A 15545-nucleotide genomic window follows, 5' to 3' on the forward strand; every position below is an offset into this window, starting at 1 on the left:
GTGCAACAGGGATGTTCGCCAGCCGGATGTCCTATCGGCTTCGCGGGTGCCGCCGCGCCCGCAAACAAAAGCCGCAGCGGATGTGCTGGGAACGCCCCAGCCGAGCATGGCTCGGCTCTACCTGCGTAGCGCTATCCACACAGGCTGTGTCTTGCTGTATCCACAAGTTGTGGATAAGCCTTTGCAGCCCTTGCGCTGCATGGCTTTGCGGGCGCTGGTGATTTTTTGACCAGAGCCCGCCTGGCCCGGTCAGGCAGGCGCCAAGGTGGCGACGTTACAATGGCCCACCTTTTCAAGACTGGAGTTGTCCATGTCCCGCCAGATCATCAACACCGCCAACGCCCCGGCCGCCATCGGCCCGTACTCGCAGGCCGTGCGTGCCGGCAACACCGTGTATTTCTCCGGCCAGATCCCGCTGGACCCTGCTACCGGCGAGATCGTCGCCGGTGACGTGACCGCACAGGCTCGCCGCGCCTTCGACAACCTCAAGGCCGTGGCCGAGGAAGCCGGTGGTTCGCTCGACAAGATGGTCCGCCTGGGCCTGTACCTGACCGACCTGGGTGAGTTCGCCAAGGTCAACGCCGTGATGCAGGAATACTTCCAGGCCCCGTTCCCGGCCCGTTCCACCATCGAAGTGTCGGGCCTGCCGAAGGGCGCCGCGTTCGAAGTCGATGCGATCATGATCATCGACTGATCCTTACATCGGATCCGGTTGTTGCCGCAGATGCCCGGGAAACCGGGCATCTGCATTTCAGGACGGCGGCAGCCGGGTGCCGCTTGGGGTTTGCCCGGTCCAGCGCTTGAAGGCGCGGCGGAACTCGCGGGCATCATTGAAGCCGAGCTGGTTGCCGATTGCTGCAACCGCAAGCTCCGGGTCCTGCAGCAGTTCCAGCGCACGTTCGGTGCGCACCCGGTCATGTACCTCGGTGAAACTGGTCTCCTCGTCGGCCAACTGCCTGCGCAGGGTGCGCTCGCTCAGGTGCAGGGCCAGCGCGATTTCACTCATCTGCGGGTTGTCACGCAGTCGTGGCCGCAGCTGGCGCTCGACGGCGGCAGTGGTTTCGCCGCGGCCAGCCAAGGTGGCCAACTGCGCATGGCATAGGGACAACGCCTGTTGCGAGGTGACCGGGTTGTAGCTGGCAAATGGCAGCTGCATCCAGCGCTGGTCCAGGACGAGCGCATGGCGTGGCTGGTTGAAGCGCAGTTCGCAGCGGAACAAGGCCTGGTAGTGATCGATGCAGCTCGGTGGCGGGTAGCCCAGTTCCAGCCGCAGCGGGCTGAACTCATTGCCGGCAAGCTCGCGGCCGAGCATCACGATGCTGGAAAACATTTCCTCGCATAGGAAGGGCAGCAGGTCATTGGCCTCGTCCGGCGCCGTGGCGACGATGGCCAAGCTGGTGCTGTTGTTGTCCTCCAGGCTCAGGCTCATCAAAGGGCCAAGATTGCGCTGGTAATCCAGCCCGATCCGCACTGCATCGCCGAACGTGCGCGCGGTCTTCATCGCCAGGCCAAGCAGGCCGAAGTTGCCGCCGTTCTGGTTGCCGCCCATGGCCAGCCCGACCCCGGTGATGGGAAACGTGGGCAGGGCGCGGCGTATCACTTCTATCGCCTGCCGATAGGAAATGCGGGTGCTGGGGTCATTGAGTTGCGTGGCACTCAATTGCAGCCCGTTGAGCCAGTTGTCGCTGTTGAGGCCGAGCTGTTCGGCCAGCAGCAACAGCCCACAGAGCATGTTGGTTGGAACGTTGGCGATGCTCAGGCGGTCGCCGCCGCCACTCCTGCGATGCATGCAAGCCCCTCCAGCTTGTCCGCTTTGCCCCCCCAAGTATGCCGTTCTTGCCCTTCGCGTGAACACTTCCTGAAGGCCAGACTGCGCCCAACATCTGCCGGCGTATGGGAGAAAAAGATAATGCAGCGCAGCATCAGCTGGGTAATCGCCACCGGAGTGGCACTTTTGGCCGGCTGTCAGCAGCAGGCATCCGCGCCGGCCGTGGCCGCCGCCGATGCGGCATTTGCGGCCACCCTGCAGGAGCGCCTGCTCGATGCCAAGCCGGGCGACGTGATCGATATCCCGGCCGGCCGGCATCAGTTCGAGCGCAGCCTGAGCCTGCGCGCTGACGGGGTGACCATCCGTGGCGCCGGCATGGACCAGACCGTGCTCAGCTTCAAAGGGCAGAAGGCCGGTGCCGAGGGGCTGCTGGTGAATGGCGACAACTTCACCATCGAGAACCTCACCATCGAGGACTCCAAGGGCGACGGGCTGAAGATCAGCGAGTCGGAGAACATCACCATCCGTGGCGTCAAGGTGCAGTGGACCGGCGGCCCCAGCACCAAGAATGGCGCCTATGGCATCTACCCGGTGCTGACCAAGAACGTGCTGATCGAGAACACCATTTCCATCGGCGCCTCCGATGCCGGCATCTACGTCGGCCAGTCCGATGGCGTGATCGTGCGCAATAGTCGCGCCGAGCAGAACGTGGCCGGCATCGAGGTCGAGAACACCCGCAACGCAGACGTCTACGACAATGTGGCTACCGGCAATACCGGCGGCATCCTGGTGTTCAACATGCCGGGCCTGTCGCAGCAGGGTGGCAACATCCGCGTGTTCAACAACAAGGTCATCGCCAACAACCACGAAAACTTCGGCGCCAAGGGCACGCCGGTGGCCAGCGTGCCGGCCGGTTCGGGCATCGTCATCAACTCCAACGATGACATCGAGGTGTTCGACAATGAAGTGCGCGACAACGCCACCACCAACATCATCGTTTCCAGCGTCTATTCCACCGGCTACAAGGACAGCAGCGCCTCGGCCAATTTCGATCCCTACCCGGAGCGCATCTACATCCACAACAACACCTTGTCCGGCGGCGGTGACTCGCCCGATGGGCTGGATCTGAAGGCGCTGAAAGTGGCGTTGTATGGCTTGACCGGGAACTTCCCCGATGTGCTGTGGGATGGCTATTACAACAAGGAGCGGATGGTGGACGGGGTCAAGGTTGGCCCGCAGATCTGCCTGCGCAATGTCAGTGGCGTGGTCAACGCCGATGGCCCGGGCGGTTACAAGAACCCGAGCAAGGACGGCAAGCCATTCGAATGCGATCTGCCGCGCTTGCCGGCCATCGACCTGAAGCGTGGTTGAGGCCTGGGCATGCGCAAGCTGATTGTGCGGGGAATGGTGTTGGTCGGTGCCTTGCTGGTGCTGGCCGGGTGCGGCAAGCCGGAAGCGGTGCACTTCTTCGAGCAGGGCCAGCCCGCTACGCTGGATGAGTGGCATGTGCTGCGTGTTCGCGATGGCAGGCTGTCACTCAATGATGGCGTGGTGCCGTATGACCTGAACACGCCGTTGTTCAGTGATTACGCGCACAAGCTGCGCACGGTGTGGATGCCAAAGGGCCAGGCGGCGGGTTACCAGCCCGAGCACGCGCTTGATTTCCCGGTCGGCACCATTCTCAGCAAAACCTTCTACTACCCATTGCCCGCTACTGGCGCGGCCGACGGCAAATCGGTGGCGCGCACGCCACCGGCGCAGTCGTCGCTGCAGGGCGAAACCCTGGACCTGTCGAAGGTACGCCTGATCGAGACGCGGCTGCTGGTCCACCGCAAGGAAGGCTGGGTGGCCTTGCCCTATGTCTGGAACAAGGCGCAGACAGAAGCCCGCTTGCAACGCACCGGCGCCAGCGTCGATCTGGAGCTGGTCGCCGCCGATGGTGCGCGCGAGGCGTTTTCCTATCAGGTGCCTGACCAGAACCAATGCGGCGGCTGCCATATCACCGACAACCGCTCGCGCAAACTGCAGCCGATCGGCCCCAAGGCGCGCCATCTCAATCGCGATTTCGACTATGCCGGCGGCCGCGACAACCAGCTCGCGCATTTGTCGAAACTTGGCTATCTGAAAGACCTGCCGGCGGCGGACCAGTTGCCGCGCATGGCCGATGCCAGCGACCCGGCGGCGCCGCTGGAGGCACGCGCACGCGCCTATCTGGACGTGAACTGTGGGCACTGCCACAGCCGTACCGGGCCGGCCATCACCTCCGGGCTGTGGTTGGACGCGCCCACCCAGGATCACTTGAAACTGGGCATGTGCAAGCAGCCGATCGCTGCCGGCAAGGGCACCGGCAACCGCCGTTACGACATCCAGCCCGGCGATGCCGACGCGTCGATCATCGCCTACCGCATGGACAGCGATGACCCGGCGGTGATGATGCCGGAGGTGGGGCGCGCGGTGGTGCACAAGGAGGGCGTGGCGCTTATCCGGCAATGGATCAATGCGCTGAAGACAAACTGCGATTCGGCGGGCGAAGGCCAGCCGGGCAATACGGGCCCGCCGGCGGTCTGACGCCGGCATACCTCACTGCGTGGGAGAGAACGCGATGCGAGTGAAGCAACGGAATCTGGTAGTTGGTTTGCAGCGGGCCATGGCCGGGCTGATGGTGTTGGGGGCGGCTGCCCCGGCAATGGCACAGTCGGCGACGGAGGATGCTGCCACCACGCTTGATCGCATCACCGTCACCGCGCAGAGCCGGCAACAGGAAATACAGGATGTGCCGATCGCCCTGCAGGTGGTCGACCAGAGCCTGCTCAATGACGTGGCGGCGGAGAACCTGGGCGACATCGACAGCCTGGTGCCCGGCCTGGTGATCAGCGCAGTACAGCCGACCCAGCCCTCGTTCAAGCTGCGCGGTGTTGAAACCGATGACTTCGGCATTGGTACCGATCCGGCGGTGGGCATCTTCGTCGATGGCGTTTACGGCGGGCGCGGTGGTGGCGTGCTGCTGCCGTTCGTCGATGTGGAGCGCATCGAAGTATTGAAGGGCCCGCAGGGCACCTTGTTCGGCCGCAATACCGCCGCCGGTGCGATCTCGCTGATCACCCGCCGGCCGCAAGCCGAAACCGAGGCGCGTGCCACGGTGCGCGTGGGCAACTACGGCAAGAAGTACGCCGACGCGATGTGGAACATCCCGACCGGCGACAACTCCGCGCTGCGCTTCAATGCCTTGATCAACACCAGCGATGGTTGGTTCCAGGACGGTGCCACCGGCAAGGACCTGGGCGGCGAGAACGTCTGGGCCACGCGCGCGGCCTGGCAGACGCGAATCGGCGACAACACCACCGCCTACGTCACCTGGGACCATGAAAGCCTGGACCAGAACGGCCGCGTCACCACCGGCATCGTGCCGTTGCCGGCGTACCCGCAGCGGCCGCCGGTACCGGTGGACCCGGACGACTATCTCGACCCGCGCAAGATCAAGACCTACAGCGATGCCGACAACGCCGAATGGCGCACCTTCGACGGCGTCAGCCTGATCGTCGATCACGCCTTGTCGTGGGGCAACTTCACCTCCACCAGCTCCTGGCGCCAGTACGACTCCACCAACCACACCGAGGAAGACGGTACCAACCGCTTCGACCTGTACGTGGACTCGAAGAACACCGAGAGCAACGAAACCTTCTACCAGGAGTTCAAGTTCTCCGGCAGCAACGAGCGCTTCGACTGGGTGGCCGGCGCCAGCTACTTCAACGAGGACGCGCGCCAGACCAGCGAGGTCAATACCAACACCGAGGCGGTGGACAACATCATCCGCAACATGGGTGTGGCGTATCAGTTGGGCATCCCCGATGGCAGCCTGTTCAACTTCACCTCGATGCTGGCGCAGATGAACGGCATTCCGATCTCGCTGGTCGGCGAAAAGTGGAACGAGCGCTTCAACAACACGCTGGAGACCACTTCATACGCTGCCTTCGGCGATGTCATCTGGAAAGCCACCGACCGCCTGAACCTGACCTTCGGCCTGCGCTACACCCGCGACGAGAAGGACTTCAGCTGGCTCAATACGCCGCGCAATGCGCCGGGGCTGGAGGCCAAGCTGGGCACGCTGGAGGCGGTGGGCTTCTTCCAGGCGCTGGCGCAGATGGGTATCCCGATCACCCGCGAACTGCTGACCTTCGACATGGCCTTCATTGATCCACCGGCCATGGCCAACAAGGGCAAGCTGGTGCGTGACAAGAAGAGCTGGAGTGACTGGAGCCCACGCTTCGTCGTCGACTACCACCTCAACGACGACACCATGGTGTTCGGCTCGCTGGCCAAGGGCTACAAGGCCGGTGGCTTCAACGCGCTGCAGATCGGCCCAGCGTTCGAGAACGAGGACGTGTGGAATCTGGAAATCGGCCTGAAGCAGAGCTTCGATCGCCTCTCCTACAACGTGTCCGTCTTCCATTACCAGTACGACAACCGCCAGGCGATCCGCTTGATCGACCCGGATCCGAACAATCCGGTCGATATCCCCGTCTATGTGTTCGACACCAGCGATCTGGAGGCCACTGGCGTGGACTTCGACATGCGCTGGAAGGTCACCGACGCCCTCACCCTGGATGCGGCGGCGGAATGGATAGATTCCAAGTACAAGAACTACGTGACGCCGGAAGGTGTTGATCTGGACGGGGCACCGACCGGAGAACCGCGTTTCAGCGCATCGGCCGGCGCGGTATATCTGGCTGACCTGGGGGGCAACGGCCAGCTGCGCTTCTCACTGCGTCACGCCTACCGCGGCGCTCAGCGCTGCAACGAAGGCTCCGACCTGCAGGGTGATTGCGGCATCAGCAAGCTGCTCAACATCGGTGAATCCCAGCAGCGTACCGACGTACGCGTGGGCTGGACCTCACCGCTGAAGCATTGGAACTGGGCGGTGTACGCCAACAACGTATTCGACAAGCAATACGTGCGCGGCCTGAACACCTATGGCCACGACCCGCTGGGCGTAGTCGGCGCAACCATCACCGACCCGCGCACCTACGGCCTGGAGATGACAGTGAAGTTCTAACGGCTAAAGCCCCTCTCCCTGTGGGAGAGGGGTTGGGGTGAGGGCCGGCAACACCGCACCAAGGCGCCAATCGACAAAGCAGTAAATCAGCACTTGGGGAGTAGGGAACCCCGGCGTCCAACCACGCCGGGGTTTCTGTTTGCGGCGCATGACGGCATCCTTATGCAATGTCTGCACGCCGTGACCTCGCCACCCTCGATCTATCCACCGAACCACTGAGCCATCTGGCCGGGGTTGGGCCACGGGTGGCAGCCAAGCTGGAAGCCCGTGGCCTGAGCACCTTGCAGGACCTGTGGCTGCATCTGCCGCTGCGTTACGAAGACCGCACCACGCTGCTGCCGATCCGCGCGCTGAAGGCGGGCATGGCTGCGCAGGTGGAGGGTAGGGTGGAAGCGGTGGAGCGTGGCTTCCGCTACCGGCCGGTGCTGCGGGTGGCAATCAGCGACGATTCCGGCGCCAGCCTGGTGCTGCGCTTCTTCCATTTCCGCGCCGCGCAGGTGGCGCAGTTCGCCGTCGGCCGGCGTCTGCGCGCCTATGGCACGCCGCGCGCGGGCCAGCATGGGCTGGAGATCGTGCATCCCAGCTACCACATGCTCGGTGATGGCGAAGATGCGCTGCTGGGCGAACTGCTGGACCCGGTGTACCCGGCGGTGGAGGGAATTGGCCCGGCCAGCCTGCGCAAGCTGATCGGGCAGGCATTGGACCGCTTGCCCGCTGCCGCCGCGCTGGAGTTGTTGCCGCCGGCTTTTCTCGCCGGCATGGGCCTGCCATCGCTGCGTGATGCCTTGCTGACCATGCACCGGCCACCGGCCGATGCGGATATCGCTGCCTTGGGTGCGGGCACACACCCGGCGCAACGGCGGCTGGCGATGGAAGAGCTGCTGGCCCATCACCTGAGCCTGCGCCGGCAACGCATCGCGTTGCAGCAGCACCGCGCGCCTGCGCTGCGCGGCCGCGATGGGCTGGTCAAGGCCTTGCGTGAGTCGCTGCCGTTCAAGCTGACCGGTGCGCAGCAGCGCGTATTCGATGAGATCCGCAAGGACCTGGCGCGCGCGCATCCCATGCTGCGCCTGGTGCAGGGCGACGTGGGCTCGGGCAAGACCGTGGTGGCTGCGTTGGCAGCGATGCTGGCGGTGGAGCGCGGCAAGCAGGTGGCCCTGGCTGCGCCAACCGAACTGCTGGCCGAGCAGCATCTGAACAATCTGCGCAGCTGGCTGGAGCCATTGGACGTACGCGTGGCATGGCTGGCCGGCAAAGTCACCGGCAAGGCCCGCGCCAAGGTGCTTGAAGACGTAGCCAGCGGCCATGCGCAGGTGGTGGTCGGCACGCATGCGCTGATGCAGGACAGCGTGGTGTTCAGCGATCTGGCCCTGGCCATCGTCGATGAACAGCACCGCTTCGGCGTGCACCAGCGCTTGGCATTGCGTGACAAGGGCGCAACGGCCGGGGTGGTGCCGCATCAGCTGGTGATGACCGCCACGCCTATCCCACGCACCTTGGCGATGGCGGCGTATTCGGATCTGGATGTGTCGGCCATCGACGAACTGCCGCCCGGGCGCACGCCGGTACAGACCATCGCCATCAGTGCCGAACGGCGCCCGGAACTGGTTGAACGCATCCGCGTGGCCTGTCAGCAGGGCCGGCAGGTGTACTGGGTATGCACCTTGATCGAGGAGAGTGAGGAAGATGCCGGGCCGGGCAATGCGCGCATGGACGCGCAGGCCGCGCAGACCACGTTTGAAACATTGTCGGCGCAGTTGCCGGAGCTGCGCATCGGGTTGGTGCATGGGCGCATGAAAGCTGCGGAAAAGCAGGCGGCAATGCGCGCATTCAAGCAGGCCGAAACCGATCTGCTGGTCGCTACCACGGTGATTGAAGTCGGCGTCGACGTGCCCAACGCTTCGTTGATGATCATCGAGAACGCCGAGCGCCTGGGGCTGGCCCAGCTGCATCAGCTGCGTGGCCGTGTTGGCCGTGGTGCCACTGCCTCCAGCTGCGTGTTGATGTACCAGGCGCCGCTGTCGGCGATGGCGCGTGAACGCCTGGAGACCATGCGGCTCACCAACGACGGCTTCCTGATCGCGGAAAAAGACCTGGAACTGCGCGGTCCCGGTGAGTTGCTGGGCACCCGCCAGACCGGTCTGGCGGCATTCCGCGTGGCCGATCTGGCACGTGATGCGGGCTTGCTGCCAACCGTGCACGATCTGGCCGAACGTCTGCTCAGCGATGCGCCGGATCTGGCTGACCGGATCGTGCGCCGCTGGATCGGCGGCGCGGTGCGCTACGCATCGGCCTGATTGCATGCTTCCACTGTCATGGAGGAGGTGACAGACTCCATGACCAACCAGAAGTGAAGCAGAAGATGAGCAAGAAGATACCGTTGCTGATTGATACTGACCCGGGCGTGGACGACGCACTCGCACTGCTGATGGCCTTTGCCGATGAGCAACACGAAGTGGTCGCGTTGACCGTGGCAGCGGGTAACGTCGGCCTGGAATACACCGTGCGCAATGCGCTGAAGCTGTGCGAAGTGGCTGGCCGCGAAGACGTGCCTGTGTTCGCCGGTACTGCCGATCCGCTGGTGTACCCGGCTGAAGATGCTGCGCACGTGCATGGCCGCGACGGCTTCGGCGACGTGGACCTGCCGCTGACCGCACGCAAGGTGGAAGCCGAGCACGCAGCGTTGGCGATCCTGCGGCTGTCACATCAATACGCAGGCGAGTTGTTGCTGGTTGCACTTGGCCCGCTGACCAATATCGCGCTGGCGCTGAAGCTCGATCCCAGCCTGCCGCAACGCGTGAAGCGCTTTGTGGTGATGGGCGGCGCGATCACCGGCCACGGCAACATCACGCCTGCTGCCGAATTCAATATCGCCTTCGATCCGGAAGCGGCGCATATCGTGTTCAGCACCTTCCCGTTTATCGAAGTGGCGGATTGGGAGGCGACCATCGCCCATGGTTTGATGCACCGCGATGTCGAGCAGTGGTTGGCTGCCGATACCGCCAAGGCGCGCTTCTATGAGTTGATCTCGCGCAAGACCCGGCTGTGGTCGGAGGACAGTCGTGGTGAGCGTTGGTACGCCGCCGATGCATTGGCGATGGCCTGGGCGTTGCAGCCGGAAGGTGGCAAGGTGGTCGAGCAGCGGCCGCTGTCGATCGAACTGACCGGTAGCCGCAGCCGTGGTGCCACCATCGTCGACTGGAACCGCCAGACCGGCGCGCCGGACAATACCGCGCTGCTGATCGGCTACGATCAGGCCCGCTTCGAAGCCCAGGTGCACCGGGCGCTGGGCGAGTAACGGCCCGCTGAAGAAGGGGATTGGAGGCTGGCTTGCCAATTGCGGCAAGCCGGGCCTATAATGGCGGTCTTGACCACCAGCCTATACGGTGTGAGCCCCATGAAGGCCGATATCCATCCCGATTACCACAACGTCGTTTTCCACGACGTGACCTCCGATTTCAAGTTCTTGACCCGTTCGACCATGTCCTCCAAGGATACGGTCAAGTGGGAAGACGGCGAAGAGTATCCGCTCGTCAAGGTTGAAATTTCCTCGGCTTCGCACCCGTTCTACACGGGCAAGCACAAGGTTATCGATACCAGCGGCCGCATCGACAAGTTCCAGAAGCGCTACGCGCGCTAATAGAACTGTTGTTGCTGCACAGACAACGGCCGCGCCCTGCGCGGCCGTTGTTTTGTCTTGCCTGTCGCACGGCTGAACCATTGCAGAATCTGGCGGTAGTGCCAGTGTGACGCTGTGTCGCGCTGAATCCCCGGCTATAAGACTTTTGTCTTCGCAATCTGCAAATGCTGCTGTGCGATAATCGTCGGAACCGCAGTGCAAAACTGCGGAATTCCTTCACGCGCCTGCCCGCACCCCATTCGTCAGGACAGGCGCCTTCCACTTGAGGAGCGCACACTGTGTCCGATCTTGATCAGGTCACGCTCAACGCCGGCGAAAAGTCGGTCGTTCTGCCTGTCGTCAAACCCGTCCTGGGCAATAACTGTGTCGATATCTCGAAGCTGACCAAGGAAACCGGTCTCTTCACCTACGACTCTGGCTACACCGCTACCGCCAGCTGCAAGTCCGCCATCACCTATATCGATGGTGACCAGGGCGTGCTGCTGTATCGCGGCTATCCGATCGAGCAGCTGGCTGCCAAGTCCAGCTTCGTCGAAGTGGCTTACCTGCTGATCAATGGCGATCGCCCGAGCGCCGACCAGCTGAAGGCTTTCGAAGCCGAACTGACCGCCGAAGCCGGCGTCGATGATTCCATCAACACGCTGATCGGCAGCTTTGCCAAGGACGCGCATCCGATGGCGATCCTGGCTGCCTCGATCGCGCAGCTGTCGGCCAAGTACCACGCTGCACTGGATCTGGACGACGCCGAACAGCGCCGCCAGGCTGCCGTGCGCCTGATTGCCAAGGTGCCGACCCTGTCGGCCCTGATCTACCGTCACGGTGCAGGCCTGCCGGCCAACAAGCCGGACACCTCGCTGGACTACGTCAGCCGCTTCCTGAAGCAGACCTTCGAGTCGGCTGATGGCAAGTACGATCTGAACAAGGACGTGGTCAAGGCACTGGATCTGCTGTTCATCCTGCATGCCGACCACGAGCAGAACGCCTCGACCTCGACCGTGCGTCTGGTCGGTTCCACCGGCGCCAACCCGTACGCTTCGGTCGCCGCTGGCGTGACCGCGCTGTGGGGCCCGGCACACGGCGGCGCCAACGAAGCCGTGCTGAAGATGCTGGAAGAGATCGGTTCGGCCGACAACGTCGAGTCCGCCGTGGTCAAGGCCAAGGACAAGACCTCGGGCTTCCGCCTGATGGGCTTCGGCCACCGCGTCTACAAGAACTTCGACCCGCGCGCCAAGGTGATCGGTGAGATGACAAAGCAGGTGCTCGGCCAGCTCGGCGTGCAGGATCCGCTGCTCGACGTGGCGATCAAGCTGGAACAGGCTGCGTTGCAGGACGAGTATTTCGTCGCCCGCAAGCTGTACCCGAACGTCGATTTCTACAGCGGCATCATCTACAAGGCACTGAACATCCCGACCGAGATGTTCACCGTCATGTTCGCGCTGGGCCGCACCGCGGGTTGGGTGTCGCATTGGCTGGAGCAGCAGGTTGATCCGGAGATGAAGATCGGCCGTCCGCGCCAGGTCTACACCGGCCACGACGTGCGCGACTACAAGTAATGGCCGTGGCGCAGTGATGCGCCGCTACCATTACCGCAAAAGGCCCCGCTTCGGCGGGGCTTTTTGTTTGTGTTTCTCTCCCGCAAGCGCAGATTGGTAGCTCTGTGGTGCCGAGCCATGCTCGGCAGGAGCTTTGCCGGTAAGGCCTCTGCCGAGCATGGCTCGGCACTACCGTGCTCTTACGCTTCCTGCGCCAGCAGCTGCTTGAGCTGCGCCACTGTCGCGCGTGGCAGGGGCTTGCCGTCATCCGGCGATACCGGAGGCTGCCGCAGGCCATCTTCGGGCAACACCACCAGTTCGAAGGCGATGCCATCGGCGGCGAACTCACAGCCCGGGTAAAGCTGTCTTGAGGAATGCCCGGCCAGGCGCAAAGACCAGGTGCGTGGTTCGGCAGGAATGCGCTGATCGTGCAGGAAACGCTGTACCGCGTCGGGGTCATCGCAGTGCAGATGCAGGATGACCGGGCTGCTGCCGGCAGCAAGCCCACTCAATACTGCGCCTGCCAGACGTGGCTGGAAGGCCTGCAGGAACTGCATGGCCTGCAGTGCAGACTCGCGATGCAGGCGCAGCGCGCCGGGTTGGCTGGCAGAAGCAAACAGCAGCTGGTGTTCGCGCAGCGCCTGCTCGATCTCACTCAGCCGTGGCCACAGGGCTTCGCTGTTGATGCCCAGCTTGCTGGCGGCCTTGCGGCGTGCGTGTTCAAGATCATGGATGCCACTTTCGGCGATCAGGCGAGCGGCTTCCTGCGCAATCAGCTGCCGTTCGCGGGCGTTGCGTGGGAGGGAGTGCGGTGACGATGACGGCATCGGGCTCTACCTGGTGGCTGCTGGCCCGATTGTAGGCAGGTGGCGGGGCTTGCGCCCGCCACCTGCCGGCTCGATCAGAAAATGTCGAAGGCTGCGTCGTCGGTGGCGTGGTCCTGCTGGCCGAAGTCGAAGTCCTGTACGCGGTCCAGGTCTTCGGTCTTGACCCATTCGGTAGCGCCGTTGAGCGTCGCCTGGACCATGCCCGAGGGCGGATCGTTCTTGGCGATGGGGGCGTCCTTCAATGCCACGCGCATGTAGTCGATCCAGATCGGCAGTGCTGCCTTGCCGCCATATTCGCGGTAGCCCAGCGAGCGGAAATCGTCGCGGCCAACCCAGACCGTGGTTGCCAGCGGGCCGCCGAAGCCGGAGAACCAGGCATCGCGGTGGTCGTTGGTGGAGCCGGTCTTGCCGCCCACGTCTTCGCGGCCCAGAACCTTGGCGGCGGTGCCGGTGCCGCGCTGGACCACATCACGCATCATCGACACCAGCTGGTAGGCGGTGCGTTCATCGATGGCGCGCGGCGCGGTACGGGCGTTCGGGTTCACCGGCTTGGTTGCTTCGATCGCCTCGGGCTTGGCTTCGGCCGGCTTGGCGGCAACCGGCGCCGGTGCTGCCTCGGCGCCGAAATTGAAGCCGTCCACGACCTGGCTGACCGGTGCCGCACCGGCGGTCGAGGTGCCGCCGCAGCCGCGGCAGGCCATGGCCGGGTTTTCCTTGAAGATCACGTTGCCGTCGCGGTCCTTGATCTCGTCGATGATCCAGGTGTCCACGCGCGAGCCGCCATTGGCGAACACGGCGTAGCCGCGCGCCACCGACAACGGGGTCAGCGAAGCGGTGCCCAGCGACATCGACAGGTTCGGCGGCAGTTCGGCTTCCTGGAAGCCGAATTCGCTGATGTATTTGCGCGCATAGTCCACGCCCATGCTGTCGAGCAGGCGCACCGAGACCAGGTTGCGTGACTGCACCAGGGCCTCACGCAGGCGCATCGGGCCGCGGAAGCCGCCGCCATCGTTCTGCGGCTGCCAGGTCTTGCCGCGGCGGTCGCGGAACACCACCGGTGCATCCAGCACGATCGAGGCCGGGTTGAAGCCCTTGTCGAATGCGGCAGCGTAGATGAAGGGCTTGAAGCTGGAGCCGGGCTGGCGCCGGGCCTGGGTAGCGCGGTTGAACTTGTTGCCGGCAAAGCTGAAGCCGCCGACCAGGGCACGCAGTGCGCCGCTTTCAGCGTCTACCGATACCAGTGCGCTCTGGCCGCGCGGAATCTGGTCGATCAGCCATTCGCCTTCCTTGCTGCCGGCGCGCACGCGGATCATGTCACCGCGGGTGACCAGCTTGGCGGGGCTGCGGTTGGTCCAGCGGCTTGCGGCCACCGGCAGTACCAGCTCGCTGCGGTCGGCCAGTACCACGGTGATGCCGCCATCGGCATGAGTGGCCGAAACCACCGCCGGCTGCAGGCCCGACTGCGCCGGGATGCCGGCGATATGCCGGGCCAGCGCGGTGTTGTCGGCATCGGCAGCCACGTCGAAATGCTGCTCCACGCCGTGCCAGCCGTGGCGGTGGTCGTAGGTGATGAGGCCGTCGCGCACTGCGGTGTTGGCGGCATCCTGCAACTGGCCATTGATGGTGGTGGTGACGTGATAGCCCTTGTTGAGCACGTCGCCGCCGTACTTGGCGATCATTTCCTGGCGCACCAGTTCGGCCACATACGGCGCGTAGACCTGCACCGGTGGCTCGTGCGGGCTGGCATGCATGGCCACGGCCTTGGCGGCGTCCGCCTCGGCCTGGCTCACGTAGCCCAGATCGGCCATGCGCTGCAGCACGTAGTTGTCACGGCGCTGGCGGGCACGCTCCGGGTTGCTCAGCGGGTTGCCGCTGGACGGGAACTTGGGGATGCCGGCCAGCGAGGCCATTTCATCCAGGTCCAGCTCGGCCAGCTTCTTGCCGTAGTAGTACTCGGCGGCGGCGCCAATGCCGTAGGCACGGTTGCCGAAAAAGCTTTTATTGAGATACAGCTCAAAGATCTCGTCTTTGCTCAGCTCGCTCTCGATTTTGCGCGCAAGCAGGATTTCGGCGAACTTGCGGGTGTAGCTGACCTCGCTGCTGAGGAAGAATTGCCGCGCAACCTGCTGGGTGATGGTCGATCCGCCGGGTACGCCGTCCTTGGAGCCGGTGCGGGCGATCAGCCACACAGCGCGTGCAATACCTTTGTAATCGATGCCGTCGTGCTGGTAGAAACGGGCGTCTTCAGTGGCCAGGAAAGCCTGCTTCAGGCGCTCCGGGACGTCCTTCATCTGCACCGGGTAACGGCGGGTCTCGCCGAATACCGCCATCAATTTCCCTTCGTTATCATAGACATACATTGGCTCCTGCAATTCAACATTGCGCAGCGCCTGCACGTCCGGCAGCTTGGAAGAGACAACGTAATAGAGCGAGCCAAGGGCGATGGCGCCGACCAGGGAGAAGGCGACAAAGAGGGCCAGCAGCCAGCGCAGCCAGCGACGAAAACGTGGCATCCAGAAGTCCCGATTGCGGTTTTTGTAGCCGCAGAGTATAGATTACGCAGGGGAGCGGCTGGGGCCGCGTCCTGGGGAGAGCAAATGAGATACAGCTGGGCGGCGTGATGCAGATCGCGTCTCGCATTCCGGGTGGTTGCCATTTGCTGAAAAAACGTTATTAATGCGCCGGCGCAACACTTGCGTCCAAGTGCCCGTCGGCAGGGGAGAAT

Annotated in this window: 12 protein-coding genes; 9 read left to right on the forward strand and 3 right to left on the reverse strand. The window is 63.9% G+C overall.

What is annotated here, in order from left to right:
* Together ABE493_RS09725 and ABE493_RS09730 are read left to right on the forward strand one after the other, a co-directional pair.
* Window positions 1-229, forward strand: a 229-nt coding sequence (locus ABE493_RS09725) for a hypothetical protein (protein ID WP_346498731.1), incomplete at its 5' end; no start/stop codon positions are given.
* An 81-nt stretch (window positions 230-310) separates the two neighbouring features.
* On the forward strand, window positions 311-694 hold the full coding sequence (locus ABE493_RS09730; RefSeq protein ID WP_057629049.1) for a RidA family protein: 384 nt from the start codon (window positions 311-313) through the stop codon (window positions 692-694).
* Between the two features lie 57 nt (window positions 695-751).
* On the opposite strand, the gene ABE493_RS09735 is transcribed toward ABE493_RS09730, so the two are convergent.
* A complete protein-coding gene (locus tag ABE493_RS09735) occupies window positions 752-1789 on the reverse strand; it encodes an AraC family transcriptional regulator (protein WP_346498732.1) in 1038 nt (345 codons plus the stop codon).
* 120 nt (window positions 1790-1909) lie between these two features.
* Here ABE493_RS09735 and ABE493_RS09740 point away from each other — a divergent pair, with 120 nt between their 5' ends.
* From ABE493_RS09740 to ABE493_RS09770, 7 genes are all read left to right on the forward strand, one after another.
* On the forward strand, window positions 1910-3139 hold the full coding sequence (locus ABE493_RS09740; RefSeq protein WP_346498733.1) for a parallel beta-helix domain-containing protein: 1230 nt from the start codon (window positions 1910-1912) through the stop codon (window positions 3137-3139).
* Window positions 3140-3148: 9 nt separating this feature from the next.
* Window positions 3149-4336, forward strand: a complete 1188-nt coding sequence (locus ABE493_RS09745; RefSeq protein ID WP_346498734.1) for an SO2930 family diheme c-type cytochrome — start codon at window positions 3149-3151, stop codon at window positions 4334-4336.
* A 79-nt stretch (window positions 4337-4415) separates the two neighbouring features.
* Complete coding sequence (locus tag ABE493_RS09750; protein WP_346498735.1) at window positions 4416-6821, forward strand: TonB-dependent receptor; 2406 nt, start codon at window positions 4416-4418, stop codon at window positions 6819-6821.
* 167 nt (window positions 6822-6988) lie between these two features.
* The gene (recG, locus tag ABE493_RS09755; protein WP_346498736.1) at window positions 6989-9118 is read left to right on the forward strand and encodes an ATP-dependent DNA helicase RecG; all 2130 of its coding nucleotides are present in this window, start codon (window positions 6989-6991) and stop codon (window positions 9116-9118) included.
* Between the two features lie 65 nt (window positions 9119-9183).
* A complete protein-coding gene (locus tag ABE493_RS09760) occupies window positions 9184-10119 on the forward strand; it encodes a nucleoside hydrolase (RefSeq protein WP_346498737.1) in 936 nt (311 codons plus the stop codon).
* Between the two features lie 99 nt (window positions 10120-10218).
* Entirely contained in the window at window positions 10219-10461 is a 243-nt protein-coding gene (locus ABE493_RS09765) for a type B 50S ribosomal protein L31 (protein WP_057629116.1), read from the forward strand.
* 278 nt (window positions 10462-10739) lie between these two features.
* The gene (locus ABE493_RS09770) at window positions 10740-12014 is read left to right on the forward strand and encodes a citrate synthase (RefSeq protein ID WP_346498738.1); all 1275 of its coding nucleotides are present in this window, start codon (window positions 10740-10742) and stop codon (window positions 12012-12014) included.
* 179 nt (window positions 12015-12193) lie between these two features.
* On the opposite strand, the gene ABE493_RS09775 is transcribed toward ABE493_RS09770, so the two are convergent.
* Together ABE493_RS09775 and ABE493_RS09780 are read right to left on the reverse strand one after the other, a co-directional pair.
* Window positions 12194-12820, reverse strand: coding sequence for a hypothetical protein (locus ABE493_RS09775; protein ID WP_346498739.1), 627 nt, complete (start codon window positions 12818-12820; stop codon window positions 12194-12196).
* Window positions 12821-12894: 74 nt separating this feature from the next.
* The gene (locus ABE493_RS09780) at window positions 12895-15333 is read right to left on the reverse strand and encodes a penicillin-binding protein 1A (protein WP_346498740.1); all 2439 of its coding nucleotides are present in this window, start codon (window positions 15331-15333) and stop codon (window positions 12895-12897) included.
* Window positions 15334-15545: the final 212 nt, after the last annotated feature.

It is taken from the genome of Stenotrophomonas terrae (genome assembly GCF_039674165.1).
In the GTDB taxonomy this organism is placed as follows: domain Bacteria; phylum Pseudomonadota; class Gammaproteobacteria; order Xanthomonadales; family Xanthomonadaceae; genus Stenotrophomonas; species Stenotrophomonas terrae_A.

What these genes read in the sequence shown, in the direction of transcription:
- ABE493_RS09765 (WP_057629116.1), top strand. Translation starts at nt 10,219, where the DNA reads ATGAAGGCCGATATCCATCCCGATTACCACAACGTCGTTTTCCACGAC.
- ABE493_RS09735 (WP_346498732.1), bottom strand. Translation starts at nt 1,789, where the DNA reads ATGCATCGCAGGAGTGGCGGCGGCGACCGCCTGAGCATCGCCAACGTT.
- ABE493_RS09775 (WP_346498739.1), bottom strand. Translation starts at nt 12,820, where the DNA reads ATGCCGTCATCGTCACCGCACTCCCTCCCACGCAACGCCCGCGAACGG.
- ABE493_RS09740 (WP_346498733.1), top strand. Translation starts at nt 1,910, where the DNA reads ATGCAGCGCAGCATCAGCTGGGTAATCGCCACCGGAGTGGCACTTTTG.
- recG (WP_346498736.1), top strand. Translation starts at nt 6,989, where the DNA reads ATGTCTGCACGCCGTGACCTCGCCACCCTCGATCTATCCACCGAACCA.
- ABE493_RS09745 (WP_346498734.1), top strand. Translation starts at nt 3,149, where the DNA reads ATGCGCAAGCTGATTGTGCGGGGAATGGTGTTGGTCGGTGCCTTGCTG.
- ABE493_RS09750 (WP_346498735.1), top strand. Translation starts at nt 4,416, where the DNA reads ATGGCCGGGCTGATGGTGTTGGGGGCGGCTGCCCCGGCAATGGCACAG.
- ABE493_RS09730 (WP_057629049.1), top strand. Translation starts at nt 311, where the DNA reads ATGTCCCGCCAGATCATCAACACCGCCAACGCCCCGGCCGCCATCGGC.
- ABE493_RS09780 (WP_346498740.1), bottom strand. Translation starts at nt 15,333, where the DNA reads ATGCCACGTTTTCGTCGCTGGCTGCGCTGGCTGCTGGCCCTCTTTGTC.
- ABE493_RS09760 (WP_346498737.1), top strand. Translation starts at nt 9,184, where the DNA reads ATGAGCAAGAAGATACCGTTGCTGATTGATACTGACCCGGGCGTGGAC.